Here is a 25,878-nt window from a genome sequence, read left to right as displayed (position 1 = left end):
CAACGCGGGACCGCGCCCGTCGGTTCCCCGCACGCCTGCCCCGACGTGTCCGTCAGTGGGTGGACCGCACCAGCTCGTCGGCCCGCCGCCGGGCCCACCGTTCGGCGTCGAGGACGGCGTCGAGGACGGGTTCACGGACGCCGTCGTGCTCGCCGAGCACCTGCGCGACCACGTCGACGATGGCCAGGTACGGGAGCCGCCCGGCGAGGAACGCGGCCACGCACTGCTCGTTGGCGGCGTTGAGGACTGCCGGGTGCGTGGCGGAGGCCGCGGCGGCGGACCTGCACAGGGCGACCGCGGGGAAGACCGACTCGTCCAGCGGCTCGAAGGTCCATGACGCCGGCTCGTCCCACCGGCACGGGGTGGTCACGTCCCAGAGGCGCTCCGGCCAGCTCAGCCCGAGCGCGATCGGCAGCCGCATGTCCGGCGGAGACGCCTGCGCGATCGTGGAGCCGTCGTGGAACTCGACCATCGAGTGGATGACCGACTGCGGGTGCACGACGACCACGATGTCCTCGGCCGCAACGTCGAACAGCAGGTGCGCCTCGATGAGCTCCAGGCCCTTGTTGACCAGGGTCGAGGAGTTGATCGTCACCACGGGCCCCATCGCCCAGGTCGGGTGCGCGAGCGCCTGCTCCGGGGTGACGTCGGTGAGCTCCTCGCGGCGCCGGCCGCGGAAGGGCCCGCCCGACGCGGTCAGCACCAGGCGGCGGACCTCGCTGCGGCCGCTCACGACCGGGCTGGTCATGCCCTTCTCGTGCCGGCCGGACCGCAGGGACTGGGCCATGGCGCTGTGCTCGGAGTCCACCGGCACGACCTGTCCGGGCCGGACCTGCTCCGCCCGGACCAGCGCGCCACCGACGACGAGGGACTCCTTGTTCGCGAGCGCGAGCGTGGCACCGGAGCGCAGTGCACCGAGGGTCGGCGCGAGCCCGACCGAGCCTGTGATGCCGTTGAGCACGACGCCGGACTCGTCCAGCATGCCGGCGACGTCGGCCTGGGCGCCGGGGCCGGCGAGCAGCTCCGCCGGGACGCCGTGTGCGGCCAGCGCCTCACGCACCGCGGACGCGGCCTCGGCGTCGGCGACCGCGACGACGTCCGGCCGGTGCGTGGCGGCCTGCCGGGCCAGCAGCTCGGGGTTCCCTCCACCCGCCGCAAGCGCCCGGACCCGGTAGCGGCCGGGGTGGGCGGAGACGACGTCGAGGGCCTGGGTGCCGATCGACCCCGTGGAGCCGAGGAGGACGAGATCCGTGGTCACGAGATCGGGCCGCGCCGGCTCACTCGACGGCGACGAGGACCTCGACGGCGCGCGCGAGGTACGCGTCGACCGTGCCCTCGTGGTACGCGCGCCGCGCGGGCACGGACGGGAACGTCGTCGAGCGCAGCTCGGCCGAGGTCATCTCGCCGCCCTCGTCGAAGTACGCGATGAGCCGGTCCATCAGCTGGTCGACGGACTCGCGGTCGTACCCCCGCCCCTTCTCCGGAGCGCGGAACCGGCGCCCCGCCGGCCGCAGCAGTCGCGGGTAGAGCGTGGTCGCGAGGTCCGCGACGCGGTCCATCCACGCGGACTCCCCCTGCTCCGCGATGAAGGCGGCGCGGCGGCGCTGGACGAACGCGGCCTCCAGCCGGTCGAGCGCGGCGTCGACGGCGGCGGTGGCGTACCCGTCACGCACGAGGTCGAAGGCGGCACCGCGCACGTCGTGCTCGTCGATGGGGCCCGTCGGCGCGGGCGCTGCCTGCGCTTCGTCGTCCTCGCCCTCGGGCGGTGCCGGCGGCGGTGGCGCCCCCTCCGGCCCGGCTGCTCCGTCGGCGTCGTCGGCCTCGTAGGAGGCCCGCGCACGGGCGAAGAACTCCTCCACCTGCTCACGGTCGTACCCCGTGCGCCAGCGACCCGCCGTCGGGAACATCGGCGTCATCCCAGCTCCTTCCGTGTCCGTCGCTGCGAGTATGGCGCACCCTCTGCGGCTGCGGGCCCATCCTCTCACCGCGCCGGCCCGGGTCGGGCCAGGCGCCACGCCGTCAGACGACCAGCAGCCGCAGCACCGCGTAGCACACGGGCGCGCAGACGAGGATCGAGTCGAGGCGGTCCATCACTCCGCCGTGTCCCGGCAGGAGGGACCCCATGTCCTTCAGGCCGAGGTCACGCTTGAGCAGCGACTCGGCGAGGTCGCCGGTGGTCGCGGACAGCACGGCGGCGGCGCCGAGCACCGCGCCGGCCCACCACGGCCCGTCGAGGGTGAGGGCGACGACGGCGATCCCGACCGCGCAGGCGAGCACGAGTGAACCGGCCGCGCCCTCCCAGGACTTCTTCGGGCTGATCGACGGTGCCATCGGGGTGCGGCCGAAGAACACGCCGGCGACGTACCCGCCGGTGTCGTTGGCCACCGCGACGAGGAGGACGGCGAGCACCAGCCACGGACCGTCCTCGAGGCGCAGCAGGAGGACGGTGAAGGCGCCGAGCAGCGGGACGTACGCGGCCGCGAAGATGCCCGCCGCGGCGTCCCGGACGGCGTCCATGCCCCCGCCGTCGATGACCCGCCAGACGAACACGCCGCCGGCCGTGAGGGTGAAGGCCACGAAGAGGGCCTCCTCGCCGGCGACCCAGGCGGAGACGAGCATCCCGACCGCACCGACCCACAGCGGCAGCACAGGGATGCGCACACGCCGCTGGGAGACCGCGCCGGCGAGCTCCCACAGCGCCGCGCACACCGCGAGCGTGGCGAGCACGACGAACGCCTCGCGGCGGATGAACAAGGACGCCCCGACGAGCGCCAGGAGTCCCACCCCGACGCCGATGGCGGCCGGCAGGTTGCGTCCTGCGCGACCGGTCGGGGCGAGCGGTGCCGGCCGCGGCGGGGCCGGCTCGACGAGCGCCGTCGTGGCACGCCGGCGCGCGTCGTTCAGTCGCCGGATCGCACCGGTGATCGGGTCGGTGGGACTGTCCATCGATCCGCCTGCTCAGACCTCGAGCAGCTCCTTCTCCTTGCCCTCCAGGAGCGCGTCGACGACGTCCACGTGCTTCTTGGTGAGCGCCTCGAGCTCCTTCTCGGCGCGCTCCACCTCGTCCTGCCCGGCCTCGCCGTCCTTCTTGATCCGGTCGAGCTCCTCCTTGGCCTTGCGGCGCACCGCCCGGATCGCGATCCGGGCGTCCTCCCCCTTGGAGCGGGCGAGCTTGACGTAGTCGCGGCGCCGCTCCTCGGTGAGGGTGGGCAGCACGACGCGGATGACGTTCCCGTCGTCGGTGGGGTTCACGCCGAGGTCGGAGTCACGCAGGGCGCGCACGATCGCGTCGGACGCGGTGCGGTCGTACGGGCTGATGAGGACGGTGCGGGCCTCGGGGATGGTCACCGAGCCCAGCTGCTGCAGGGGTGTCGGGGAGCCGTAGTAGTCCACGAGGATCGGGGCGAACATCCCGGCGTTGGCGCGTCCGGACCGAATGTGTCCGAGCTCCTCGCGCGCCACCTCCACCGCCTTGTCCATCTTGTCCTCGGCCTCGAGCATGGCGTCATCGATCACGGTCGCTCCTCGGTGGTCTGCATCTGCGGTTCGGTGGTCACGAGCGTTCCGATCCTCTCACCGCGCAGCGCCCGCGTGACGTTGCCGTCCCCCTCCATGCCGAACACGCGCATCGCCAAGCCGTTGTCCATGCACAGGCTGAAGGCGGCGGCGTCGGCCACGCGCAGGCCTCGACTGAGGGCGTCGGCGTAGGTGATGTGGTCGATGCGGGTCGCGGTGGGGTCGACCTTCGGGTCCGCGGTGTAGACCCCGTCGACGCCCTTCTTGCCGACCAGCACCTCCTGGCAGTGCGTCTCCAGCGCGCGCTGGGCGGCGACGGTGTCGGTGGTGAAGAACGGCATGCCGGCGCCGGCGGCGAAGACGACCACCCGGCCCTTCTCGAGGTGCCGGATGGCGCGCAGCGGGATGTACGGCTCGGCGACCTGGCCCATGGTGATGGCGGTCTGCACGCGGGTGCGCACGCCGGCCTGCTCGAGGAAGTCCTGGAGGGCGAGGGCGTTCATGACCGTGCCGAGCATGCCCATGTAGTCGGCGCGGGACCGGTCGAGGCCGCGGCGGGAGAGCTCGGCGCCGCGGAAGAAGTTGCCGCCCCCGACCACGACGGCCACCTGGACGCCGTCCGCCGCCGCGACGGCGATCTGCCGGGCGATGCCGGCGACGACGTCCGGGTCGAGGCCGACGGCACCGCCGCCGAACACCTCCCCGGAGAGCTTGAGCAGCACGCGCCGGGAACCGGGGCGGTCGGTGACTCCGTCGGTCATCTTCTACCTCCTGCTGGACGGCTGGGCCGAGCCATCGCGGCGTGCCCGGGTGCGGCGGTGGCCCCGGCCCGTCGCCGGACCGGGGCCACCCGGATGCGTCAGGAACCGACGCGGAAGCGGACGTAACCGCTGATCGTGCCACCGACCTCGGCCACGATCGAGCCGACGCTCTTCTTCGGCTCCTTCGCGTACGCCTGGTCCAGGAGCACGTTCTCCTTGAAGAACCCGCCCAGGCGCCCCTCGATGATCTTCGGCAGCGCCTGCTCCGGCTTGCCCTCGTTGCGGGCGGTCTCCTCGGCGATGCGCCGCTCGTTCTCCACCAGGTCCGCCGGGACGTCCTCGCGGGTGAGGTAGTTCGGCGAGTAGGCCGCGACGTGCATGGCGACGTCGCGCGCGACGGCGGCACCGGCCGCGTCGGAGGCGACGAGCACGCCCACCGACGGCGGGAGGTCCTTCGCGGTGCGGTGCAGGTACAGCGCCACCTTCTCGCCGCTGACGCGGGCGACCCGGCGGACGACGATCTTCTCGCCGAGCGTGGCGGCGATGTTGTCGAGCTTCGACTGCACGGTCTCGCCGTCGACCTCGGCGGCCAGCAGGGCGTCGACGTCGGCCGCGCCGGAGGACACGGCCGCCGCGAGCACGCTGTTGGCGAAGTCGATGAACGTCTGGTTCTTCGCGACGAAGTCCGTCTCCGAGTTGACCTCGACGATGACGCCCGACTCACCGTCGCCCTCGGCGACGACCTCGGCCGCCACCAGGCCCTCGGCGACGGTGCGGCCCTCGCGCTTGGCGACGCCCTTCAGGCCCTTGACCCGGATGATCTCCAGCGCCTTGTCCTGATCGCCGTCGGCCTCGTCGAGGGCCTTCTTGACGTCGAGCATGCCCGCGCCGGTCTTCTCACGCAGGGTCTTGATGTCGGCGGCGGTGTAGTTCGCCATGAACGATCCTCTCCAGATCAGCGGTGGTGGGTCAGGACTGCTGCTCGGCGTCGGCGTCGGCCTCGGGCTGCGCGGCCTCGGGCTGGGCGGCCTCCGGCTGGGCGGCCTCCGCGGCGTCCTGCGCCGCAGGCGCGTTGTCGGCGACCTGCGTCGTGTCGGCGTCCGCGGTGGACTCCTCGACCGTGCTCGCCGCGCCGGGGGTCTCCTCGGCAGCCTCGGCGGCGTCTGCCACCTCGGCCGCGTCGTGGGTGCTGCCGGCGGTCTGCTCGGCGGCCGCCGCGGCCTGCGCGGTGGTGTCCGTCGCCTCGGCGGCGGCCGGGGCCGACGTGGTCTGCTGCTGCTCGCCCTGGGCCTCGAGGAGCTCACGCTCCCACTCGGCCAGCGGCTCCTCGTCGGTCTCGGTGCTGCCGCCACCGCCGTGCCGGGTCACCAGACCCTCGGCGGCGCCGTCCGCGATGACGCGGGTGAGCAGCGAGACGGCGCGGATGGCGTCGTCGTTGCCCGGGATGCGGTAGTCGACCTCGTCGGGGTCGCAGTTGGTGTCCAGGATGGCCACGACCGGGATGTTGAGCTTGCGCGCCTCGGAGACGGCGAGGTGCTCCTTCTTGGTGTCGACGATCCACACGGCGGACGGGACCTTGTTCATGTCCCGGATGCCGCCGAGGGTGCGCTCCAGCTTCTCCTTCTCGCGGCGCTGCATGAGCAGCTCCTTCTTGGTGTAGCCGGAGGCGGCGACGTCGTCGAAGTCGACCTGCTCGAGCTCCTTGAGGCGCTGCAGACGCTTGTGGACGGTGCCGAAGTTGGTGAGCATGCCGCCGAGCCAACGCTGGTTGACGTACGGCATGCCGACCCGCTGGGCCTGCTCGGCGATGACCTCCTGCGCCTGCTTCTTCGTGCCGACGAACAGGATGGTGCCGCCGTGCGCGACGGTCTCCTTGACGAACTCGTAGGCGCGGTCGATGTCCTTCAGCGACTGCTGCAGGTCGATGATGTAGATGCCGTTGCGCTCGGTGAAGATGAACCGCTTCATCTTCGGGTTCCAACGGCGGGTCTGGTGCCCGAAGTGCACGCCGCTCTCGAGGAGCTGGCGCATGGTGACGACGGCCATGGGGCTGTCCTTTCCGGCGCGGTCGCCCGCGCAGAGGGGGCCGGGGCGTGCTCTCGCCCGCCCGTCGTGGCCCGGTTTCCGGTTGTCTGCTCGTGTCGAGCCCTGGTGCCTGCGACGAGCGAGCACCCGGGGCGTGGCCCCGGGACCGCTGCTTCTCGCCTCGCCGACCTGGGTCCCGACACGGTGGACGGGCTGGTGCGGCGATGTGCGGGCACGCGATGTCAGCCGACTTCCGCCGGCTGCGGGACCCATGCTAGCCGATGCGGCGCGCTGGTCGGCGGGCATTTCCTGCGGGACCGGTCACGTCCGATGCCACGCCGTCCACAGGCGCCGTCACGCACCGAGCGCCTCGTCCCCCGGCCGTCGCATGCTGCCGCCATGACAGCGCGACGACGAGCCCGCCCACCGAATGACGCGACCGGAAGGCCGGCACACGTCCCGTCCCCCCTGCGCGCGCTCGGACTCGCGTGCGCGATGCTCTGCGCCGCGGCGTCCGCCCTCCCGGCAGGCGCGACGACGGTGCGGGTGCCCGACCCCGGACCGACTGCGGCCGCACCCGGGCCGCCGGGGCCCTGGCCGGTGGGCCGGGCGGAGCCACCAGCGGGCACCGGCCTCGGCCCGGCCCGCGCGACGCCAACCGGACGCTACCGGTGGCCGACGGGCGGGGAGGTCCCGGTCCTGCGAGAGTTCGACGCACCGCTCGTGGTGTGGGGAGCGGGCCACCGCGGCGTGGACCTCCAGGCGAGCGTGGGCGCTGTGGTGCTGGCCGCGGCGGACGGGGTGGTGGTGTTCGCGGGCACGGTCGTCGACCGGCCCGTCGTCTCGGTCCAGCACGCCGACGGCATCCGCACCACGTACGAGCCCGTCGCGCCGACGGTCTCGGCCGGCGACCGCGTCTCGGCCGGCGACGTGCTCGGTCACCTCGAGGCCGGCCACTGCGCACCGCGCTCTCCGGCGTGCTTGCATCTGGGAGCACGGACGGGCGCGGACAGCTACATCGACCCGTTGACCCTGCTGGGAGCCGACGTCGTGATCCGGCTGCTGCCGTTCGGGCCGCGCGGCCCGTAGCCACCGGGAAGGAGTGCGTGGCACGCTCGGACCCGTGGCTGGTACACCGGGCGGCAGCGCCGATCGACCCGCGGTGTTCTTCCGCGGGCCCGAGGAGTTCCGGGCCTGGCTCGAGGAGAACCACGACACCGCCGACGAGCTCTGGATGGAGCTGCGGAAGAAGCATGTGCCGGAGCGTGGGCTGACGTGGGTCGAGGCGGTGCCCGAGGCGCTCTGCTTCGGCTGGATCGACTCGCTCTCCCAGCCGGTCGACGCCGACCGCAGACGGCAGCGCTGGACCCCGCGCCGGCGTGGCAGCTCCTGGAGCCGCATCAACGTGGAGGCGGTCGAGCGCCTCATCGCCGAGGGCCGGATGCGTCCGGCCGGGCTCGCCGCCTTCGAGGCGCGCGACCCCGAGCGCACCGCCGTCTACTCCTACGAGCAGGGCGACGAGATCCTGCTGCGGCCTGAGCACGCGGAGCTGCTCGCGGCCTCGCCCGCCGCCACGGCGTTCTGGGAGGCCGCCTCGCCGTCGTACCGCCGCACCTGCGTGCGGTGGGTGGCGAGCGCCAAGCAGGAGGCGACCCGGGACCGGCGCATGGCGACGGTGGTCCAGGAGTCCGCCCAGGGCCGGCCCATCCCGCCGGCGCGGTGGGGCCGACGACCCGCCTGGCTGGAGCGGGCGGCCGCCGCTGCGGCGGCGGCCGCCGAGGGGTAGGCGAGCTCAGGCGCGCGGATGCGCCTGGGTGTAGGCCGCACGCAGCCGCTCGGGTGTGACGTGCGTGTAGCGCTGCGTGGTCGCGAGGGACGCGTGCCCGAGGACCTCCTGGACGGTGCGCAGGTCCGACCCGCCCGCGAGCAGGTGGGTGGCGGCCGAGTGGCGCAGCCCGTGCGGGGCCAGGTCCTGCACCCCGGCCTGGGCGGCGAGCCGGTGCAGGACGCCCCGCAGCGTGCGCGGGTCGAGCCGCCCGCCGCGCACGCCCAGGAAGAGGGCGGACCCGGTCCGCGGCTCGACGAGCTGCGGCCGGCCGCGCTCGACCCACCGGTCCAGGGCCCGGGCCGCGGGGATGCCGAACGGCACGACGCGCTCCTTGTCGCCCTTGCCGGTCACCCGCACGGTGCGCTCGCCGAGGTCGAGGTCCCCGACGTCGGTGCCGACCAGCTCGCTGACGCGCACACCGCTGGCGTAGAGCAGCTCCAGCGCGGCCCAGTCGCGCAGGTGCTCCGGCTCGTCGTCGGCCGCGCGGACCTGCGCGTACTCCAGCAGGGCCGCCGCGCCCGCGACGTCCAGGACGGCCGGCAGATGCCGGTCGGGGCGTGGGCTGCGCAGCCGTGCGCCCACGTCGACCGGGAGGTGGCCGGCGCGCGCCGCCCAGGTGCAGAAGGTCCGGACCGCGGCCACCCGCCGGGCCAGGGTCGCACGGGCCATGCCGCGGCGCTGCTGGCCCACCAGCCAGGCGCGCAGCCGGGTGAGGTCGAGCTCGGCGAGCCGGGCGCCGGACTCCTGCAGGTGCGCGACGAGCGACCCGACATCCCCGAGGTAGGCCCGGACCGTGTGCTCGCTGAGGTTGCGCTGCAGGGCGAGATGACGCGCGAAGGCGTCGAGGACGTGCTCGTCGGCCTCGTCCCCGAGTCCGCTCCGGGGTCCGAGCTCAGCGGCGTCGTCCCTGCTCACACGGCCACGGTACGCCGGTGCAGGTCCCCCGCCGCCGAGCCACGCCCGCCTACGCGCGTCGCCGCCGCTCAGTACCCGTAGAGGTCCAGCAGCACGCGCGCGGGGTCTGGGCTGAGGACGGCGATCGAGTCGCCGGCATTGTTCAGCACGTTGGCGTCGAGGTCGTTGTAGTAGGCGTCCTCCGCGTTCGTCCCTGGTCCGGTGTAGACCCGCAGCTCCGCGCCGGGCCGGAGCACGTACCCCTCACCGACGGTGAGACGGTTGATCGCTGCGTCCTGCAGCAGGTAGCCGCTGACGTCGACGGGCTCGTCCGAGGTGTTGGTGAGCACGACGTGCTCTCCGGTCTCGGGCTGCAGGTCCGCGCCCGGGACGTCCGCGACGACGTCGGCCACCTCGATGCCGTTGGCCGCGGGCACCGGGTCCTGGCCGGCCTGCATGCGCGCGAGGACCCGCGGGAAGTCGGTGATGATGCGGTCGACACCGAGGTCGGTGAGGTGCTGCATCGACTCCGGGTCGTTGACCGTGTACGTGGCGAGGTCGAGCCCGAGAGCATGCACCCGGTCGACGTCGGCGGCCTCCAGGTTGCGGTAGTCGGTCACCACACCGCCGGCGTACTCCGCCCAGGACGCGAGCGTCTCGTCGTCGGGCAGCTCGCTGACGATCGGCAGCACCGGGACGTGCGGCGCCAGCTCGTGGAAGGCCTCCAGCGAACCGACGTCGAAGGAGCTCACGACGAGCTTGTCCTGCCGCAGCAGCCGCTGCCAGTCGGGGTCCGTCGCGAGCGACTCGGCGAGGACCTGCTCCACCCCTGGGGAGGCCGCCGGCTCCTTGACCTCGATGTTGACGCCGGTGGATCCCCGAGCCTGACGTGCCGCCGCATCGAGGTGCGGGATCCGCGTCCCGTCGAAGGGCGTGCCGAAGTACGAGCCGGCGTCGAGCCGCGAGAGCTCGTCCCAGGTGAAGGACGTGATGTGGTCGTCCGCCCGCTCCGGAAAGACGTCCTCGACGTCGGTGGTCCGGCCGGGTGTGGCGTCGTGGAAGAGGAACGGCACGCCGTCGCTGCTGAGCTGGAGGTCGATCTCGAACAGCTCCGACCCCGCGGTCCGGGCGTCACGCATCGAAGGCACCGTGTTCTCCGGTGCCGTACCGGCGCTCCCGCGGTGCCCGATGATGTCGGGCAGGTCCTCGGCGGCCGACGGTGCCGCGAGCGTCGCGGTCGCGAGCGCCGCCGCGGCGATCGTCGCGGCCGTACGGAGGTGTCGTACGGTCATGCGTCAGCTCCTCCTCGAGTGCTGGTGTCACGGGTCCGCTGACCACTGCACCCTACGGGTCGTGCGCCGGGACCGGAACGGCTTCCTGCGCCCGGCCCGGCCGTCACGACTGCCCGCGACGTCGCCGCCACCGGCTGCCGTCGCGGCCCACCCGGCCGTCGAGGTCCAGGCGCCCGAGCGCGGACCGGACCTCCGCCACCGACAGGCCGGCCGCACGCGCCACGTTGGCGACCGGAGCCGACCCGCGGGCCGGCAGCGCGTCCAGCACCCGGGACGCCACCTGGTCCAGGCCGTCCAGCAGGCCCAGGGGCGCCGCGCGCCCGTCGGGCAGGTGCTCCCCCGCTCCCCCGGCGAGCTCGAGCGCCTCCTGCGCGTCCGTGACGCAGACGGCGGACTGCTCGCGCATGAGCCGGTGGCACCCGGCCGAGGCCATCGAGGTCACCGGACCGGGGACGGCGCCGACCGGCCGGGACAGCGCGGCGGCATGCCCGGCGGTGCTCAGCGCGCCGGACCGCCAGGCGGCCTCGACCACGACGGTCGAGGCCGAGATCGCCGCGATGAGGCGGTTGCGCGCCAGGAAGCGGTTCCGCGTCGGGACCGAGCCCGGTGGGACCTCGGAGGCGACCGCACCGGCCTTCGCCACGCTCTCCAGCAGCGCCGCGTTCCCAGCCGGGTAGAGCCGGTCGATCCCACCGGCGAGGAACGCCGTGGTGGTGCCGTCGACCGCCAGGGCCCCGCGGTGCGCGGATGCGTCGATCCCGTACGCCCCGCCGGAGACGACGCTCAGGCCGGCCTCGGCGATCCCGCCCGCGAGCTCGGCGGCCACGTGCTGGCCGTAGCTCGTCGCGGCCCGCGCGCCCACGACGGCGACGCCACGCCGGCGCAGGACGGCCGGGTCTCCGCGGATCCACAGGGCGAACGGCCGCTCCGCGCCGAGGTCGTCCAGGCCGCCGGGCCACCGCTCGTCGCCGGGCACCACGAGCGTCCCGCCGAGCCGGTCGAGCACGTCCAGCTCGCGACGCACGTCCAGCCGGTGCAGCCGCGGCGCCCAGCGCTCCACCGCCTGGCGCCACCGAGGGTCGCCGGCGTCGTGGCGCCCGTCCGCGACGGTGCACAACCAGTCCAGGGCCGCGCCGGGTCCGAGCTCGGCCACGAGCGCACCGGCCGCCGGGTCGGGGCTCTCGACGATCCGGCTCCACGCCGCGGCGGCGAGGCGGACGTCGGCGAGGTCGAAGGGCAGGTCAGCCATCTCCGCCCCCGCGGTGCCGCAGGGCCAGGGCGGTTCCGACGTCCTGGACGGTCGGGCGATCCTGCTCGGCGAGGTCTGCGAGCGTCCAGGCGAGGCGCAGCACCCGGTCCAGGCCCCGCATGCTCAGCGCTCCCCGGTCGAGGGCCCGCTCGAGGGCGAGTCGGACGTCGGGCGGAAGTCCGCCGTCGTCGCCGCGGAGCCAGGATCCGGGCACCTCGGCGTTGGTGCGCCACCCGGTCCCCGCCAACCGCTCACGCTGCCGATCCCGGGCCGCGGCCACGCGGGCTGCGACGGCGGCGGAAGGCTCGGACGGTCCGGCGATCGCCAGCGACGCCCGCGTCACCGCGGGCACATCCACCTGGATGTCGATCCGGTCCAGCAACGGGCCACTGAGCCGTCCGACGTAGCGGCGCCGCTCGAGCGGCGTGCAGCGGCAGTCCAGCCCCTTGCCGGTCGCCTTGCCGCACGGGCACGGGTTGGCCGCGAGGACGAGCTGGAACCGTGCCGGGTACCGCGCGGAGCCCGTGGCGCGCTGCAGCACGAGCTCACCGTGCTCCAGCGGCTGCCGCAGGGTCTGCAGCACTCGTGGCGCGAACTCCGGCGCCTCGTCCAGCAGCAGGACGCCGCGGTGCGCGCGGCTCGCCGCCCCGGGTCGGGGGAAGCCGCTCCCGCCACCCACCACCGCGGCGGCGGTCGCGGTGTGGTGCGGATCCTCGAACGGCGGTCTGCGCAGCAGCCCCGCGGCGGCGTCGAGGGTGCCGGAGATGCTGTGCACGGCCGAGACCTCCACGGCGTCCGGTTCGGCAAGGTCCGGCAGGATCCCGGGCAGCCGCGCGGCGAGCATGGACTTGCCCGTCCCCGGCGCTCCGAGGAGGAACAGGTGATGACCGCCGGCGGCGGCGACCTCGAGGGCGAAGCGCGCCTCCTCCTGTCCCCGCACGTCGCGCAGGTCCGGCACCACGAGCGGTGCGGGTGGGCGGGGGTCGACGGGTGGCTCCGGCGCCGCCCCGTCCGGGCGGGTCGCCTCGCCGCCGTAGTCGACGATCAGCTCCGCGAGATGGTCCACGGCCCGCACCTCGGCGCCCGGGACGAGCCGGGCCTCGTCCGCGTTACCGGTGGGGACCACGACCTCCGGGCGGCCGGCGGTGACGGCCGCCGAGACGGCGGGGAGGATGCCGCGCACAGGGTGCAGCCGGCCGTCCAGGCCGAGCTCCCCGAGGTGCACCGTGCGGGCCGCGCGCTCGCGTGCGGGGAGCCCGGCGGCGACGAGGACGGCCACCGCCATCGCGAGGTCGAGCCCCGTCCCGGTCTTCGGCAGCGAGGCCGGCGAGAGGTTGACCGTCATCCGCTGCTGGGGCCACGTGACCGAGGAGCTCGTCACCGCGGCGCGGACGCGCTCGCGTGCCTCGTTCACGGCGGTGTCCGGCAGGCCGACCAGTGCGAAGGCGGGCAGGCCCTGGTTCATCTGGGCCTCGACCTCGACGAGGTGCCCGCTCAGCCCGAGGAGGCTGACCGTCCAGGTGCGTCCGAGACTCACTCAGCCCACCGCCTCGACGTGGCGGATCTCGGCTGCTCCCGACCGCGGCACGAGCACGGCGACCACGTCGATGCGGATGCTCGGGGCGCGCACGTCGGAATGGTCGGACAGCCATGCCGCGGCGAGCCGGCGCAGCCGGCCCAGCTTCTGCCGCGTGACCGCCTCGGCGGGGTCGCCGAAGACGGTCGACCGGCGCGTCTTGACCTCGACGAACACCAGGGCGCCTGCGGCGTCACGGCAGACGAGGTCCAGCTCGCCGTGCACGCAGCGCCAGTTCCGGTCCAGGACCTTCCAGCCGCGCCGGGTCAACCGTTGCGCCACCACCCGCTCGCCGTACCTGCCGACCGCGTCCTTCGCCCGCACGGGCCACCACCTCCGGGCTCACCCTCCCCGGAGCCGGGTGCGCGACGTGGCCCGTGGCCCGGCCGCCGGGGAAGACGCGGCGGTGCTGTGGACATCACGTCACCGGAGCGCCGCGGTGGACGGCGCGGCAGTGGTGGACTGCTACGGCAGGTCGAGCTCGCGCTTGGCGAGCTCCTCGATGTTGACGTCCTTGAACGTCACGACGCGCACCGACTTCACGAACCGGGCGGAGCGGTAGACGTCCCACACCCATGCGTCCGTCAGGGTCAGCTCGAAGAAGACCTCGCCGCCCGCCTGGCGTACCTGCACGTCGACGTTGTTGGCGAGGTAGAAGCGTCGCTCCGTCTCGACCACGTACGCGAAGAGGCCCACCACGTCGCGGTACTCGCGGTACAGGTCGAGCTCGAGCTCGGTCTCGTAGTTCTCCAGGTCCTCCGCACTCACACCCCCATCATGCCCCGTGGAGGGCGCCGAGCGAGACCTGGACCGCTCAGGCGCGGTCGAGCAGGACCGGCAGCTCCTCGGCGTCCGCGAGCTCCTGCGCCTCGGCGACCTCCGCCAGGTCATCGGGGTCGCCCGCGAACTCATCGAGTGCCGCGCCGTACGGATCCTGGCCCTGGCTGGGGAGGTTCCAGGATCGGCGGTGCAGCTCGCAGGGGCCGTGCTCGCGGAGGGCCGCGAGGTGCTCCGGGGCCGAGTAACCCTTGTTGCCGGCCCAGCCGTACCGGGGGTAGGTCGGGTCCAGCTCGACCATCCGCGCGTCCCTCTCGACCTTGGCGACCACGCTCGCCGCGGCGACCACGGCGCACGTCGCGTCGGCCTTGATCTGGGTCCGCACCGGCGGGACGGCGACCTCCGTCGTCGTGCCGGGGACGTGGACGGGCGGCGGCTCCGCCGCGAACAGGTCGGCCTGTACGGGGGACGCCAGCCAGTCGTGGTTGCCGTCGAGCAGCACCAACCCCGGCTCGACCCCGAGCGCGACGACCTGGGCGAGGGCACGGCGCCCGGCCAGGCGCAGGCCGGCCATGATCCCGTAGGCGTCGATCTCCGCCGGCTCGGCATGACCGACGGCCGCGGCCACGCACCAGGTACGCACGGGCGCCACGAGCGCCTCCCGGGCGCCGGCGGTCAGCAGCTTGGAGTCGGCCAGGCCCCGCGGCATACGGCGGGAGGTCCCGGCGTTCACGACCGCCACCCCGACGCTGACCGGCCCGGCGAGCGCGCCGCGCCCCACCTCGTCCATGCCGACGACGCAGCCACCGTGGCCCAGCTCGGCCAGCAGCGCGTTCTCGACGCTACGCGACGGCTTGGGCCGACGGCGTCCTCGGGTCGGGCGTCTGGTGGCGCTGGTGGTCACGGTCTCTCCGGCACGTCGGCGAACGTCTCCTCGGGGTTGTGCAGGAGTGTCATCCGGTCGGCCGGCCAGAGCAAGACGAACGCACGGCCCACCACATTCTCGATCGGGACGGTGCCCCCGCCCGGGTCGCCCATGTGGGCGCGGGAGTCGGCCGAGTTCCCGCGGTTGTCCCCCATGACCCAGACCCGGCCCTCAGGCACGGTGACCTCGAAGGGCATCTCACTCGGCGCCGCGCCGGGGTACAGGTAGGGCTCGTCCACCGTTTCGCCGTTGACCGTGAGGCGTCCCTGGTCGTCGCAGCAGGCGACCTGGTCCCCCGGCAGCCCGATGACGCGCTTGATGAGATGGTGGCCCGCGTCCTGGGGTAGCAGCCCGATCCAAGTGAGGGCTTCGGTCAGCGTCCGCTGCCAGCCGGGCCGGCGGTCCTCGGGCAGCTCGGCCAGCCAGCCGCCGGGGTCGACGAACACGACGACGTCGCCGCGTTCGAGGTCGAACGGTCCAGGAGCGAGCTTGCTGACCATGACCCGGTCGCCGAGCTCGAGGGTGTTCTCCATCGATCCGGACGGGATGTAGAAGGCCTGCGCGAGGAAGGTCTTGATGACGATGGACAGCACCAGCGCCGAGACCATCACGGTGAGCGTCTCGCGGAACCAGCCGCCCTTCCGGGCCGGTTTCGCGGCCGGACGCCGCTGCGGCGGCGGGAAGCTCGGCGGCATCGACTCGCCCGCGGGGCGATCACCGCGTTCGGTGCTGTCGGTGGTCAAGCGATCCTCCTCGGGCACACGTCATACCAGGCGGCCCGCGCGCTCCGACAGACCTGGACGCACCTTAACAAGACCGGCCGGTACCGGCGGTCGGAACACGTGTGCCCGGCGCCGTGACGGCACCGGGCACGCGCCTTGCCGGTCTCAGCCGGCCGTGGTCTCGCGCTTCTCGCGGATCTTCGCCTTCTTGCCGCGCAGCTGACGGAGGTAGTACAGCTTGGCGCGCCGCACGTCGCCGCGCGCGACGAGCTCGATCGAGTCGATGGACGGCGAGTGGACGGGGAAGGTGCGCTCGACGCCGACGCCGAAGCTGACCTTGCGGATCTTGAAGGTCTCACGCACCCCGGCGCCGGAGCGGGCGATCACCACGCCCTGGAAGACCTGGACGCGGGAGCGGTTGCCCTCGACGACCTTGACGTTGACCTTCAGGGTGTCGCCGGGACGGAACGCCGGGATGTCGTCGCGCATCGAGGCGGCGTCGACGGTGTCCAGGGTCTGCATGGTGATCTCTTCCCGCCCGTGCCACAGGTCACGCGCGATTCTCAGGGCAGCCGGTGCCGCCGGTCGTGGTTCGTGATCGCGGCGTCCGCGGGCCGGTGGACCCCCTGCGGCAGGTCCGACGGCGCGTGCCGGGACGCGGCGCCGCACCAGTCTGCCACAGCGGCACCGGCGCCGCCTACCGCGCGAGGCCCGGCTCCGCTGTGGTCTGCGGCACGTCAGCGGCCGTGGCCGGCGGTGCCGCCCGTGAGGTCGACCGCCATGACGACGTCGTCCTCGAGGCTCCCGCCGACCTGGAACCGACGTCGCCCGACAGGAGCGAAGCCGGCCTTGCGGTAGCTCGCCTGGGCACGGCGGTTCGTGGCGTTGGTGCCGAGCCACAGCACGCCGACGGGCCGCCCGTCGACCACGACGTCGGCGACCTCCGCGCGGGCGGCCTCCAGCAGGGCACGCGCCACACCGCTGCCGTGGAACCTCGGCAGCAGGTAGATCTTGCTGAGCTCCGCGGCGGGCCGGGCGTGGACCAGGGCGGCGACGTCGGCGGCGTACGGCGCCTCCTGCGCGGTCCGCGGCAGGACGACGAGGGTGTAGCCGACGAGACCCTGCGCGGTCTCGGCGACCTGCACCCGGTACCGGTCCGGGTCGGCGAGGTACTCCGCGAACCGCTCGGGCGAGAGGTGGGTGGCGATGAACTCCTGGACGTCCGCCTGCGACAGGTGCGGCGGGCAGGCGAGCGGGAAGGTGGCCGCCGCGAGCCGGGCGAGTGCCTCGGAGTCCGGCGGGCGGCCGGCACGGACGGTGACCGGTACGGGGGGCTCGCCCGGCGGGACGAACCAGCCGTGCCGGGCGAGCACGGAACGGTCGTCGCGGTCCAGGCCGTCCGGGTCCAGCGCCCGCACGAGGTCGGCACGACGGCGGACGGTCCGTTCCAGCGCCTGGTCCCGTCGCCACCTGGCGACGCGGGCATGGTGCCCGGAGAGCAGGACGTCGGGCACGGCGCGGCCGGCCCACTCGGCGGGCTTGGTGTACACGGGGTACTCGAGCAGGCCGCCCTGCGGCCCGGTGGCGTGCGACTCCTCCACGAGCGACTCGGGGTTGCCGACGACGCCGGGGAGCAGCCGGGCCACGGCCTCGACGACCACCAGCGCGGCGACCTCGCCGCCGTTGAGCACGTAGTCGCCGAGGGAGACCTCGCGGACCTCGAGCGACGGCCCGACCGAGTAGTGCTCGGCGACCCGGGCGTCGATGCCCTCGTAGCGGCCGCAGGCGACGACCAGGTGGTCGGCCCCCGCCAGGTCCTCGACGAGCCGCTGGGTGAGACGCTCGCCGGACGGGGTGGGCACCAGCAGCACGCGACGTCCGTGGACCTCGTCGGCGAGGACGTCGTCGAGGGCCCGGCCCCACACGTCGGGGCGCATGACCATGCCCGCGCCGCCGCCGAAGGGTGTGTCGTCGACCGTGCGGTGCCGGTCCTGCGCCCAGTCGCGCAGGTCGTGCACGCGCAGGTCCAGCACGCCGTCGCGACGGGCCTTGCCGACCAGGGACAGCTCCAGCGCGTCGAGGTACGCCGGGAAGATCGTGACGACGTCGATGCGCACGTCAGCCCCGCCCGGGCTCGGCCACGTACTTGCCACTGTGGTCGCCGTCGTCGCCGTCGTCGTCATCCCAGTCCGCCGGGTCACCGGTGAACAGGCCGCGCGGCGGGTCGAGGGTGACCGTGCCGCCGTCGTCATCGACCTCCGGGACGAGCTCGGCGACGAACGGCACGCGGACCTCTCCCCCGCCCGGCTCGGTCACCACCAGCACGTCCTGCGCGGGCAGGTGCTCCAGGCCGGTCACCTCGCCGAGCTCGCGGCCGTCGGCGTGCACGGCACGCAGGCCGACGAGCTCGTGGGCGTACCAGCCCTCGTCGGCCGGGTCGGAGACGTCCGCCGGGTCTTCCTCGTCGGTCTCCACCACGAGCCGCACGCCGCGCAGCGCCTCGGCCGCCGTGCGGTCGGGCGCCTCGGCGAAGGTCGCGTACGTCGCGCCGTCGGGTGCCACACGGGTGCGGGCGACCGTCAGCGGACCGGCGTCGGCGGGGTCGGCCTCGAGGCTGTTCCCGACCGCGAGCCGGCGCGCCGGGTCGTCGGTGCGCACGTCCAGGCGCACCTCGCCGCGCAGCCCGTGCGGGGCGCCCACGACGGCGACGGTCAGGAGCACGTCAGCGGCGGTCGGTGTCCACGACGTCGACCCGGACCGGTCCGGACGTCGACAGGGCGCCGATCACGGTGCGCAGCGCCCGGGCGGTGCGCCCCGACCGGCCGATGACCCGGCCGAGGTCGTCGGGGTGCACGCGCACCTCGAGCAGCTCGCCGCGCCGCAGCGACCTGGCGCTCACCTGCACGTCGTCCGGGTGGTCGACGATGCCACGGACGAGATGCTCGAGCGCGTCGGCCAGCACCTCAGGCGCCCTCGGCGGGCTTGGCGTCCGCCGGCTCGTCCGCCTCGGTGGCGCTGGTCTCCTCCTCGGCGGAGGTCTCGGGCTCGGCGGCCTCGGGCTCGGCGGCCTTGGCCTCGGAGGCGCGGGCCTTGGCCTGCTCGGCCTCGTCCTCGGCGGCCTTCACAGCGGCGGCACGCTGGTCGGAGGCCGCGGCCGTGTCCTTCGTGCGCAGGGTGCCCTCGGCGCCCGGCAGGCCCTTGAACTTCTGCCAGTCGCCGGTGACCTTGAGCAGCGCGGCGACCTGCTCGGTGGGCTGGGCGCCCACGGAGAGCCAGTACTGCGCGCGGTCCGAGTCGATCTCGATGAACGAGGGCTCCTCGGTCGGGTGGTACTTCCCGATCTCCTCGATCGCCTTGCCGTCGCGCTTCTTGCGCGAGTCCATGACGACGACGCGGTAGTACGGCGCGTGGATCTTGCCCATGCGCTTGAGTCGGATCTTGACTGCCACTGAAGTGGTACTCCTGAGTTCGTTCGGGTGGACCTCACCGGGAGCCGCGTGGGGGCGTCGGCTCCGCCGGAGTGTCGCAGGACGCGGCCGCGGCGGTGAGAGGGACCAGCCGGGCCGAGTACAGCGCGCCATTCTGCCAGATCCCGCGCCCGGCCCCAACACCGCCGGCGGCGAAGGGCACGTGCCGTTGGACACGTCCCCTCCGCCGCGCTCCCGCCGGACCTCGGTGCGGTCAGCTCCAGCGGAAGAGCTTGGCCGCGATCGGGTAGAGAACTGCGACGTACGCGGCCATCACGAGCAGCTGGACGACCGGGAAGTCGCCGGTGAACCATCCGTCCTCGAACGCCTGGCTGGCCGCACCGAGCGGTGTCCAGGTGGCGATCGACTCGACCACGTCCGGCATGACCGGACCCGGGGTCCACAGCCCGGCGAGGAAGAGCATCGGGAAGTACAGCAGCATCCCCATCCCCTGTGCCGCGTTGCCGCGCGGTGCGACGGCGGCGATCACCAGGCCGACCCCGAAGGTGGCGGCAGCGGCGAGCACGGCGCCCAGCAGGACGGTTCCGAGCTGTCGCGGTGCCGGGACGTCGAACGCGAGCATCGCCAGCGCGACCGCGACGGCGGCAGCGACCAGGAAGCACGCGACGCCGAGGACCACGTGGGCGACGAGCAGCCCCTGGGGGCGCATGGGCGTGGTGGAGAGCCGCTTGAGGACCCCCTGCTCCCGGTAGCCGGCGATCGAGACGGGCAGGGTCGTCAGGGCGGGCGCGGCGATCGCCGCGGCGAGCACCGACGGGAGCATGTAGACGACACCCTGCATGCCCTGCATGGGGCCGGGCTCCGTGATCGGGTCGCGCAGCCCTGGGATGAGGAATCCGACACCGAGCAGCAGCACGGACGGGAAGGCGAGCGAGAAGAACATCGCCCCGGGCTCCCGGAGGAACATCCGGGTCTCGGTGCCGACGAGCTTGCCCAGCCCGCGACCCATGAACGACGGTCGGGACACGCGTGGAGCGGTTGCGGTGGTCATACCAGGGCCTCCTGGGTCTCGGGACGGGAGCCGGTGACCTCGACGAAGACGTCCTCGAGGTTCCGGGTGACGGTGCGGATCTCGTCCGGGACGACGTCGCGACGGGCGAGTGCGAGGACCACGTCCGGCAGCACGCGCGGCCCGCCGGTCACCTCGTGCTCGGCGGCGACCCGGGTCACGGCGTCGACCTCCGGGAGGGCTGCTACGACGTCGAGGACGTCCTCTGGCGCGTCCGCGGGCAGCCGCATCCGGAAGGTGCGCCGGTCGGTGCCGGCGGCGATGAGCTCGGCCGGCGTACCCTCGGCGACGACGCGACCGGAGTCGATGATGGCGAGCCGGTCGGCGAGTCGCTCGGCCTCGTCCATGAAGTGGGTGACGAGGACGATCGTGACGCCAGAGTCGCGGACCCGCTCGATCAGCGCCCAGGTGTCCCGGCGCGCCTGCGGGTCCAGGCCGGTGGTGAGCTCGTCGAGGACCGCGATCTCGGGGTTGCCGACGAGCGCCAGGGCGATCGACAGCCGTTGCTGCTGGCCGCCGGAGAGGTCCTTGAACAGGGTGCCGGCCTTCTCGGTGAGCCCGAGCAGCTCGAGGAGCTCGTTCGGGTCGGCCGGGTCCGGGTAGAACGAGGCGTACAGCTCGAGCGCCTCCCGGGCACGGATCTTCGCCGGGAGCCGGGACTCCTGCAGCTGGATGCCGAGGCGGTCCCGGATCGCGGCCGGCTCGGACTGTGGGTCGGCGCCGAGCACCCGGACGGTGCCGCCGTCGGCGTGGCGAAGTCCCGCGAGCAGCTCGACGGTCGTGGTCTTCCCGGCTCCGTTGGGGCCGAGGATGCCGAAGATCTCCCCTCGCTCGACGGCGAGGCTGACATCGGCGACGGCGACCTTCTCGCCGTAGGTCTTGCGCAGGTTGGTGATCTCGATGACGGACATGTTCGGCTCCAGAGCTAGCGGACCGGGACGGTGCGGATCATGCGGTGGAAGGCCACGCCCGCCAGCACGGGCAGCGCGAGCGCGGCGAGGGACAGGCCGAGGAGGGAGACGTCGAACGCGTCTCCGACGACTCCTGCGAGATAGTCCTGCCCGAGGATGGCCGGGGCCACGGTGAGCGGGAGCGCGAACGTGCCGCGCAGCCCGCCGTAGCGGTAGTACGTCGCACCGACGAGCAGCCCGGAGACGGCCCCGCCGGCGGTGCGGCTGGTGTAGGAGAGCCAGGAGACCCCGAAGCCCTCGTTCCACGGCTCCCAGACGCCGGCGCTGTCGGTGGCGTTGGCGACGTGGCTGTGGTCCCAGCCGAGGGCGCCGTACAGGACCCCCTCCAGCTCGAGCCCCACGGCCAGCAGCAGGCCGTTGCCCGCCGCGACGCAGCCGACGGAGACCAGGCTCGCGATGCTGAAGGAGCGACGGGTCATGCCGCCCGCGACGTGCGGGGTGATCATGGCGACCGCCACGGTGATCATCATCGCGAACGGGAACCACAGGGCGCCGTGCGCGGCGAACTGGAGCATGGACAGCTCGATGCCCGCGGGTGTCAGGCTGACGACGACCAGGGCGGCCACCCACAGCAGGACGACGGCGAGCCAGAACCAGCGCCCCATCGCCAGCTGCATCTGCAGCATCCAGGAGAGGGTGCGGCGCCACTGCGGCCGCGTGGTCGCCACCCGTCGGGCCCCCCGCAGCGTGCCCGCTGTCGACGTGGCGGCCTCGTACGTGTTGGACGTGCTCACGACTTCCTCCCGGTGAGGTGGACGACGAGGTCCTGCAGCTCGACCTGACCGAGCTCCAGCCCCGCGTCGCGGACGGCTGAGGTGGTGGCGGGGGTGAGCCGGGCACCCTGTCCCATGACGGCGACCTGCTTGGTGCTGCCGAGGGTGTGCTCGGACAGCACCGTGACGTCGTCCAGGGTGCGCACGGTCGCGTCGACGTCTTCGGTGCGGCCGGTGATCGTCGCGCCCCGGGCGCGCAGGTCGTCCGCGTCGGAGGTGAGCAGCACGCTGCCCCGGTCGAGGACCACGACGTGCTCGAGCAGCCGGTCGAGCTCACTGATGAGGTGGCTCGAGAGGACGATCGTGCGCGGGTGGGCGACGTAGTCCTCCAGCAGGGCGTCGTAGAAGGCGTACCGCGACGGTGCGTCCATGCCGAGGTGGACCTCGTCGAGCATGGTCAGGGGCGCGCGGGACGCGAGCCCCATGGTGATGCCGAACGCCGAGCGCTGACCGCGGGAGAGCTGGCTCACCTTCTTGGCGGCGTCGAGCTGGAAGGTCTCCAGCAGGCGTTCCGCGAGGGCGTCGTCCCACGTGGGACGGGTCGTGGCGAAGTACTCCAGGTTCGTGGTCAGGCGCTCGTCGTGGAGGACGTCCCCGCTCTCCCGGACCAGGCAGATCTGCTCCATGAGCCGCTCGTTCTCGAAGGGATCCTCACCGTCGACCAGGACGCGCCCCTCGGTCGGGCGGCGGAACGAGGCGATCGCGGACAGCAGGGTGGTCTTCCCGGAGCCGTTGCGGCCGAGCAGGCCGGTGATGGACCCGGCAGGCACGCTCAGCGCGACGCCGTCCAGCGCCGTGGTGTCGCCGAACCGGACGGTCAGGCCCTCGGCCCGGACGTCCAGGCCGGTGGTCGTTGCCGCGGTCATCGCCGGGCTCCCTTCGTGATGTAGCGAACGACGTCGTCCTCGGTGATGCCCAGCGCGCGGGCCTCGGCGAGGGCGGTGTCGATGCGTTCGGTGAAGAAGTCGGCCCGACGCCGCTCGCGCAGCTGCTCCCGGGCGCCTTCGGAGACGTACATGCCCAGTCCTCGTTGCTTGTAGAGCACGCCCTCGTCCACCAGCAGCGCGAAGGCCTTGGCGGCCGTGGCGGGGTTGATCCGGTAGGTGGTGGCGTACTGCGTCGTCGACATGACCTGGTCGCCCGGCGCCAACGTGCCGTCGAGCACCTGGCGGCGCAGCTGCTCGGCGATCTGCAGGTAGATCGGCTCGGGGCCCTCGAACACGTTGCCTCCTCGCCAGGTTCATTGCTTCAGGGGTTCATTACTCGACTAATGAACCATAGAACGTGGCCGTGCGCAAGTGCCTTCGTGTCACGCCTTCCGGAGGCGCCTCGTCACCGTGGCCCGTCGGGTCACCTTCCGTGCCGGTCTCAGGTGACCACCGGAAGCGCCATGCCGGATCTTCGTCAGAAGCGCTGGCCGCGGAGGATGACGGCGGTCGGTTTCACCAGGACCGAGATGTCCTGGCGGGGGTCGGCGTCGTAGACGACGACATCGGCGCCGGCTCCCTCGTCGATGCCGGGGGCGCCGAGGAACGCCCGCGCCCGCCACGACGCTGCGGCCAGCACGTCCCCGGCCGGCACCCCGGCGCGGACCACCTCGGCCAGCTCTGCCGGGAGCGAGCCGTGACCGATGGTGCCGCCCGCGTCGGAGCCCATGAGCAGCGGGACACCGGCGTCGTGCAGGTGGGCGACATGCTCGTACCGGCAGGTGTGCATGCGGCGCATGCGGGCGGCGTAGACGGGGTACTTCGGGTCGGCCTGCGCCGCGATCTCGGCGAACCGGCCCACCTGCAGCAGGGTGGGCGTCACCGGGATGCCGCGGCGTGCGGCCTCGGCGATCTGGTCGGGGTCCATGCCGGTGCCGTGCTCGATGCCGTCGATCCCGGCGTCCAGCAACGGCCCGATCGCCTCGTGGGAGAAGGTGTGCGCGGTGACCCGGGCGCCGGCCTCGTGCGCGGCGGCGACGGCGTCACGCAGCACCTCGGGCGGCCAGAGGGGCGTCAGGTCGGCGTCGGCGCCCGCAGAGCGGTCGATCCAGTCGGCGACGAGCTTCACCCAGCCGTCGCCCCGCCGAGCCTCCTCGGCGCACGCCGCGGGCAGCTCGGCGACGTCGTCGAGCTCGCGGGCGTAGTTCCTCAGGTACCGCTTGGGCCGGGCGAGGTGGTGTCCGGCGCGGATGAGCCGGGGCAGGTCGGCGCGGTCGTGGACCCAGCTGTTGTCCATCGGTGAGCCGGCGTCGCGCACCAGCAGCGTGCCGGCGTCCCGGTCGGCCCTGGCCTGCGCCACCGCGTCCTCGACGGTGACGGCGCCGTCGGGGCCCAGACCGATGTGGCAGTGGACGTCCACGAGGCCGGGCACCACCCAGCCGGTCAGCTCGGTGGCGGCGTCGGCACGCGGGGGCCGCGTGCGGCTGAGCTTCCCGTCGGCCGCCCAGACCTCCTCGAGCACCGTCTCGTCGTCGACGAGCACGGCACCGGACAGCCGCAGCACGCTCACCGCAGGAACTTCGCGAGCTCCTCGAGGTCCGGCTCCTGCTGCCCGGAGGACTGGCCGACGCCGAAGGAGGAGCCCTGCGGCTGGGCAGCACGCTGCGCGGCCTCCTGCTCCTGCCGCGCGCGCTTCGCCGGGTTCCCGGACCTGCCCTTCTTGCCCTTCTGCTTCTTGCTCTTGGGCGGCGGGGCCATCCGGCCCTTGGACTTCTTCCCGCCGCCGGGCAGCGCCCCCATGCCGGGCACCCCGCCCATCCCGGGCATGCCCTTGCCGCCGGAGCGGGCCATCTGACGCATCATCGTCTTGGCCTGGTCGAAGCGCTCCATGAGCGAGTTGATCTCGGACACCGTGGTGCCGGAGCCGCGGGCGATGCGCTGGCGCCGGGACCCGTTGAGGATCTTCGGGTCGGCCCGCTCGGCCGGCGTCATCGACTGGACGATCGCCTCGATGCGGTTGATCTCGCGCTCGTCGAAGTTCTCCAGCTGCTCGCGCATCTGGCCCATGCCCGGCAGCATGCCGAGCATCTTCTTCATCGAGCCCATCTTCTTCAGCTGGGCGAGCTGGCCGAGGAAGTCCTGGAGCGTGAAGTCGCCGTCGCCGGCGATCTTGGCGGCCATCTCCTCGGCCTGGGCGGCGTCGAAGGTCCGCTCGGCCTGCTCGATGAGGGTGAGCAGGTCCCCCATGTCGAGGATGCGCGAGGCCATCCGGTCGGGGTGGAAGCGCTCGAAGTCGGTGAGCTTCTCCCCTACCGAGGCGAACAGGACGGGCTTGCCGGTGACGCCGCGCACCGACAGGGCGGCGCCGCCGCGGGCGTCGCCGTCGAGCTTGGACAGCACCACGCCGGTGAAGCCCACGCCGTCGGCGAAGGCCTGCGCGGTGGAGACCGCGTCCTGGCCGATCATCGCGTCGAGGACGAAGAGAATCTCGTCCGGGTCCGTGGCGTCGCGCACGTCGATCGCCTGCTGCATCATCTCGGCATCCACGCCGAGGCGGCCGGCGGTGTCGACCACGACGACCGAGTACATCTTGTCGCGGGCGTGCTGCACGCCGGACCGCGCGACGGCGACCGGGTCGCCGACGCCGTTGCCGGGCTCGGGCGCCCAGACGGCCACCCCCGCCCGCTCGCCGACCACCTGGAGCTGGGTCACGGCGTTGGGTCGCTGGAGGTCGGAGGCCACGAGCAGCGGCGTGTGCCCCTGCTCCCGCAGCCAGATGCCGAGCTTGCCGGCGAGGGTCGTCTTACCGGCGCCCTGGAGGCCGGCGAGCATGATGACGGTCGGCGGGTGCTTCGCGATGTGCAGGTCACGGGACTCGCCGCCGAGGATCTCCACCAGCTCGGCGTTGACGATCTTGATGACCTGCTGAGCGGGGTTGAGGGCCTGGGAGACCTCGGCGCCCTTGGCGCGCTCGCGGACGTTCGCAGTGAACTCGCGCACCACTGGGAGCGCCACGTCCGCCTCGAGCAGCGCGCGCCGGATCTCCGAGACGGTGGCGTCGATGTCGGCCTCGGAGAGCCGCCCCTTGCCACGGAGCTGCTTGAAGGAGGCGGTGAGCCGGTCGGACAGGTTGGCGAACACGTCGG

At 73.5% G+C, this 25,878-nt stretch carries 29 protein-coding genes; 2 read left to right on the top strand and 27 right to left on the bottom strand.

Annotated elements, in window-relative coordinates:
* Positions 1 to 52 precede the first annotated feature (52 nt).
* The 7 genes from dxr to rpsB form a co-directional block, all read right to left on the bottom strand.
* Positions 53 to 1,258, bottom strand: coding sequence for a 1-deoxy-D-xylulose-5-phosphate reductoisomerase (dxr, locus tag ACFQQL_RS09155; RefSeq protein WP_382393452.1), 1,206 nt, complete (start codon positions 1,256 to 1,258; stop codon positions 53 to 55).
* A gap of 19 nt (positions 1,259 to 1,277) precedes the next feature.
* The gene (locus ACFQQL_RS09150; RefSeq protein WP_382393450.1) at positions 1,278 to 1,916 is read right to left on the bottom strand and encodes a cell division protein DivIVA; all 639 of its coding nucleotides are present in this window, start codon (positions 1,914 to 1,916) and stop codon (positions 1,278 to 1,280) included.
* Positions 1,917 to 2,019: 103 nt separating this feature from the next.
* The gene (locus ACFQQL_RS09145; RefSeq protein WP_382393448.1) at positions 2,020 to 2,946 is read right to left on the bottom strand and encodes a phosphatidate cytidylyltransferase; all 927 of its coding nucleotides are present in this window, start codon (positions 2,944 to 2,946) and stop codon (positions 2,020 to 2,022) included.
* Positions 2,947 to 2,958: 12 nt separating this feature from the next.
* Positions 2,959 to 3,516, bottom strand: coding sequence for a ribosome recycling factor (gene frr / locus ACFQQL_RS09140; RefSeq protein ID WP_382393446.1), 558 nt, complete (start codon positions 3,514 to 3,516; stop codon positions 2,959 to 2,961).
* The gene (gene pyrH / locus ACFQQL_RS09135) at positions 3,513 to 4,277 is read right to left on the bottom strand and encodes a UMP kinase (RefSeq protein ID WP_382393444.1); all 765 of its coding nucleotides are present in this window, start codon (positions 4,275 to 4,277) and stop codon (positions 3,513 to 3,515) included. Before pyrH ends, frr begins: the two co-directional genes overlap by 4 nt.
* 98 nt (positions 4,278 to 4,375) lie before the next feature.
* Positions 4,376 to 5,215: a translation elongation factor Ts gene (gene tsf / locus ACFQQL_RS09130; RefSeq protein ID WP_382393442.1), complete on the bottom strand. Its 840-nt coding sequence runs from the start codon at positions 5,213 to 5,215 to the stop codon at positions 4,376 to 4,378.
* 31 nt (positions 5,216 to 5,246) lie between these two features.
* A complete protein-coding gene (gene rpsB, locus ACFQQL_RS09125; RefSeq protein ID WP_382393440.1) occupies positions 5,247 to 6,323 on the bottom strand; it encodes a 30S ribosomal protein S2 in 1,077 nt (358 codons plus the stop codon).
* 378 nt (positions 6,324 to 6,701) lie between these two features.
* On the opposite strand from rpsB, the gene ACFQQL_RS09120 reads away from it, so the two are divergent.
* Positions 6,702 to 7,391, top strand: coding sequence for a murein hydrolase activator EnvC family protein (locus ACFQQL_RS09120; protein WP_465254000.1), 690 nt, complete (start codon positions 6,702 to 6,704; stop codon positions 7,389 to 7,391).
* A gap of 34 nt (positions 7,392 to 7,425) precedes the next feature.
* Positions 7,426 to 8,088: a YdeI/OmpD-associated family protein gene (locus tag ACFQQL_RS09115; RefSeq protein WP_382393436.1), complete on the top strand. Its 663-nt coding sequence runs from the start codon at positions 7,426 to 7,428 to the stop codon at positions 8,086 to 8,088.
* Positions 8,089 to 8,094: 6 nt separating this feature from the next.
* Here the strand turns inward: ACFQQL_RS09115 and ACFQQL_RS09110 are convergent, their stop codons facing one another.
* The 20 genes from ACFQQL_RS09110 to ffh form a co-directional block, all read right to left on the bottom strand.
* A complete protein-coding gene (locus tag ACFQQL_RS09110) occupies positions 8,095 to 9,045 on the bottom strand; it encodes a tyrosine recombinase XerC (protein WP_382393434.1) in 951 nt (316 codons plus the stop codon).
* Positions 9,046 to 9,113: 68 nt separating this feature from the next.
* Positions 9,114 to 10,316, bottom strand: a complete 1,203-nt coding sequence (locus ACFQQL_RS09105; RefSeq protein WP_382393432.1) for a glycerophosphodiester phosphodiesterase family protein — start codon at positions 10,314 to 10,316, stop codon at positions 9,114 to 9,116.
* Positions 10,317 to 10,419: 103 nt separating this feature from the next.
* The gene (gene dprA, locus ACFQQL_RS09100) at positions 10,420 to 11,565 is read right to left on the bottom strand and encodes a DNA-processing protein DprA (protein ID WP_382393430.1); all 1,146 of its coding nucleotides are present in this window, start codon (positions 11,563 to 11,565) and stop codon (positions 10,420 to 10,422) included.
* On the bottom strand, positions 11,558 to 13,102 hold the full coding sequence (locus tag ACFQQL_RS09095; RefSeq protein ID WP_382393428.1) for a YifB family Mg chelatase-like AAA ATPase: 1,545 nt from the start codon (positions 13,100 to 13,102) through the stop codon (positions 11,558 to 11,560). Before ACFQQL_RS09095 ends, dprA begins: the two co-directional genes overlap by 8 nt.
* Complete coding sequence (locus tag ACFQQL_RS09090) at positions 13,103 to 13,465, bottom strand: YraN family protein (RefSeq protein ID WP_382393426.1); 363 nt, start codon at positions 13,463 to 13,465, stop codon at positions 13,103 to 13,105. It abuts the gene before it with no gap.
* A gap of 141 nt (positions 13,466 to 13,606) precedes the next feature.
* Positions 13,607 to 13,909, bottom strand: a complete 303-nt coding sequence (locus ACFQQL_RS09085; protein WP_382393424.1) for a DUF2469 domain-containing protein — start codon at positions 13,907 to 13,909, stop codon at positions 13,607 to 13,609.
* 46 nt (positions 13,910 to 13,955) lie between these two features.
* Complete coding sequence (locus tag ACFQQL_RS09080) at positions 13,956 to 14,822, bottom strand: ribonuclease HII (RefSeq protein ID WP_382393422.1); 867 nt, start codon at positions 14,820 to 14,822, stop codon at positions 13,956 to 13,958.
* Positions 14,819 to 15,586, bottom strand: coding sequence for a signal peptidase I (gene lepB / locus ACFQQL_RS09075; RefSeq protein ID WP_382393420.1), 768 nt, complete (start codon positions 15,584 to 15,586; stop codon positions 14,819 to 14,821). The genes ACFQQL_RS09080 and lepB overlap by 4 nt, the downstream gene beginning before the upstream one ends.
* A gap of 144 nt (positions 15,587 to 15,730) precedes the next feature.
* Positions 15,731 to 16,087, bottom strand: a complete 357-nt coding sequence (gene rplS, locus ACFQQL_RS09070) for a 50S ribosomal protein L19 (RefSeq protein WP_382393418.1) — start codon at positions 16,085 to 16,087, stop codon at positions 15,731 to 15,733.
* Positions 16,088 to 16,302: 215 nt separating this feature from the next.
* A complete protein-coding gene (trmD, locus tag ACFQQL_RS19170; protein ID WP_465253999.1) occupies positions 16,303 to 17,682 on the bottom strand; it encodes a tRNA (guanosine(37)-N1)-methyltransferase TrmD in 1,380 nt (459 codons plus the stop codon).
* Position 17,683: 1 nt separating this feature from the next.
* On the bottom strand, positions 17,684 to 18,286 hold the full coding sequence (rimM, locus tag ACFQQL_RS09055) for a ribosome maturation factor RimM (RefSeq protein WP_382393416.1): 603 nt from the start codon (positions 18,284 to 18,286) through the stop codon (positions 17,684 to 17,686).
* 1 nt (position 18,287) lies between these two features.
* Positions 18,288 to 18,527 carry an RNA-binding protein gene (locus ACFQQL_RS09050; protein ID WP_382393414.1) on the bottom strand — a complete coding sequence of 80 codons (240 nt, stop codon included), beginning with the start codon at positions 18,525 to 18,527 and terminating at the stop codon, positions 18,288 to 18,290.
* Position 18,528: 1 nt separating this feature from the next.
* Positions 18,529 to 19,014, bottom strand: coding sequence for a 30S ribosomal protein S16 (gene rpsP / locus ACFQQL_RS09045; RefSeq protein WP_382393412.1), 486 nt, complete (start codon positions 19,012 to 19,014; stop codon positions 18,529 to 18,531).
* A gap of 232 nt (positions 19,015 to 19,246) precedes the next feature.
* On the bottom strand, positions 19,247 to 20,044 hold the full coding sequence (locus ACFQQL_RS09040; RefSeq protein ID WP_382393410.1) for an ABC transporter permease: 798 nt from the start codon (positions 20,042 to 20,044) through the stop codon (positions 19,247 to 19,249).
* Positions 20,041 to 20,973, bottom strand: a complete 933-nt coding sequence (locus tag ACFQQL_RS09035) for an ABC transporter ATP-binding protein (protein ID WP_382393408.1) — start codon at positions 20,971 to 20,973, stop codon at positions 20,041 to 20,043. The genes ACFQQL_RS09040 and ACFQQL_RS09035 overlap by 4 nt, the downstream gene beginning before the upstream one ends.
* A 14-nt stretch (positions 20,974 to 20,987) precedes the next feature.
* The gene (locus ACFQQL_RS09030) at positions 20,988 to 21,767 is read right to left on the bottom strand and encodes a hypothetical protein (protein ID WP_382393406.1); all 780 of its coding nucleotides are present in this window, start codon (positions 21,765 to 21,767) and stop codon (positions 20,988 to 20,990) included.
* Positions 21,764 to 22,672: an ABC transporter ATP-binding protein gene (locus tag ACFQQL_RS09025; protein WP_382393404.1), complete on the bottom strand. Its 909-nt coding sequence runs from the start codon at positions 22,670 to 22,672 to the stop codon at positions 21,764 to 21,766. The genes ACFQQL_RS09030 and ACFQQL_RS09025 overlap by 4 nt, the downstream gene beginning before the upstream one ends.
* Positions 22,669 to 23,028: a GntR family transcriptional regulator gene (locus ACFQQL_RS09020; protein ID WP_382393402.1), complete on the bottom strand. Its 360-nt coding sequence runs from the start codon at positions 23,026 to 23,028 to the stop codon at positions 22,669 to 22,671. Before ACFQQL_RS09020 ends, ACFQQL_RS09025 begins: the two co-directional genes overlap by 4 nt.
* A 182-nt stretch (positions 23,029 to 23,210) precedes the next feature.
* Positions 23,211 to 24,302, bottom strand: coding sequence for an amidohydrolase family protein (locus ACFQQL_RS09015; protein ID WP_465253998.1), 1,092 nt, complete (start codon positions 24,300 to 24,302; stop codon positions 23,211 to 23,213).
* Positions 24,299 to 25,873, bottom strand: a complete 1,575-nt coding sequence (ffh, locus tag ACFQQL_RS09010; RefSeq protein ID WP_382393400.1) for a signal recognition particle protein — start codon at positions 25,871 to 25,873, stop codon at positions 24,299 to 24,301. Before ffh ends, ACFQQL_RS09015 begins: the two co-directional genes overlap by 4 nt.
* Positions 25,874 to 25,878 lie beyond the last annotated feature (5 nt).

This window comes from Georgenia alba, assembly GCF_042665525.1.
GTDB classification, from domain to species: domain Bacteria; phylum Actinomycetota; class Actinomycetes; order Actinomycetales; family Actinomycetaceae; genus Allobogoriella; species Allobogoriella alba.
Note: the sequence above shows the minus strand (reverse complement) of the source record. Positions and strands in the feature narration are given on the sequence as shown.

What these genes read in the sequence shown, in the direction of transcription:
- ACFQQL_RS09150 (WP_382393450.1), bottom strand. Translation starts at nt 1,916, where the DNA reads ATGACGCCGATGTTCCCGACGGCGGGTCGCTGGCGCACGGGGTACGAC.
- ACFQQL_RS09145 (WP_382393448.1), bottom strand. Translation starts at nt 2,946, where the DNA reads ATGGACAGTCCCACCGACCCGATCACCGGTGCGATCCGGCGACTGAAC.
- pyrH (WP_382393444.1), bottom strand. Translation starts at nt 4,277, where the DNA reads ATGACCGACGGAGTCACCGACCGCCCCGGTTCCCGGCGCGTGCTGCTC.
- tsf (WP_382393442.1), bottom strand. Translation starts at nt 5,215, where the DNA reads ATGGCGAACTACACCGCCGCCGACATCAAGACCCTGCGTGAGAAGACC.
- rpsB (WP_382393440.1), bottom strand. Translation starts at nt 6,323, where the DNA reads ATGGCCGTCGTCACCATGCGCCAGCTCCTCGAGAGCGGCGTGCACTTC.
- ACFQQL_RS09120 (WP_465254000.1), top strand. Translation starts at nt 6,702, where the DNA reads ATGACAGCGCGACGACGAGCCCGCCCACCGAATGACGCGACCGGAAGG.
- ACFQQL_RS09105 (WP_382393432.1), bottom strand. Translation starts at nt 10,316, where the DNA reads ATGACCGTACGACACCTCCGTACGGCCGCGACGATCGCCGCGGCGGCG.
- dprA (WP_382393430.1), bottom strand. Translation starts at nt 11,565, where the DNA reads ATGGCTGACCTGCCCTTCGACCTCGCCGACGTCCGCCTCGCCGCCGCG.
- rplS (WP_382393418.1), bottom strand. Translation starts at nt 16,087, where the DNA reads ATGCAGACCCTGGACACCGTCGACGCCGCCTCGATGCGCGACGACATC.
- ACFQQL_RS09040 (WP_382393410.1), bottom strand. Translation starts at nt 20,044, where the DNA reads ATGACCACCGCAACCGCTCCACGCGTGTCCCGACCGTCGTTCATGGGT.
- ACFQQL_RS09035 (WP_382393408.1), bottom strand. Translation starts at nt 20,973, where the DNA reads ATGTCCGTCATCGAGATCACCAACCTGCGCAAGACCTACGGCGAGAAG.
- ACFQQL_RS09025 (WP_382393404.1), bottom strand. Translation starts at nt 22,672, where the DNA reads ATGACCGCGGCAACGACCACCGGCCTGGACGTCCGGGCCGAGGGCCTG.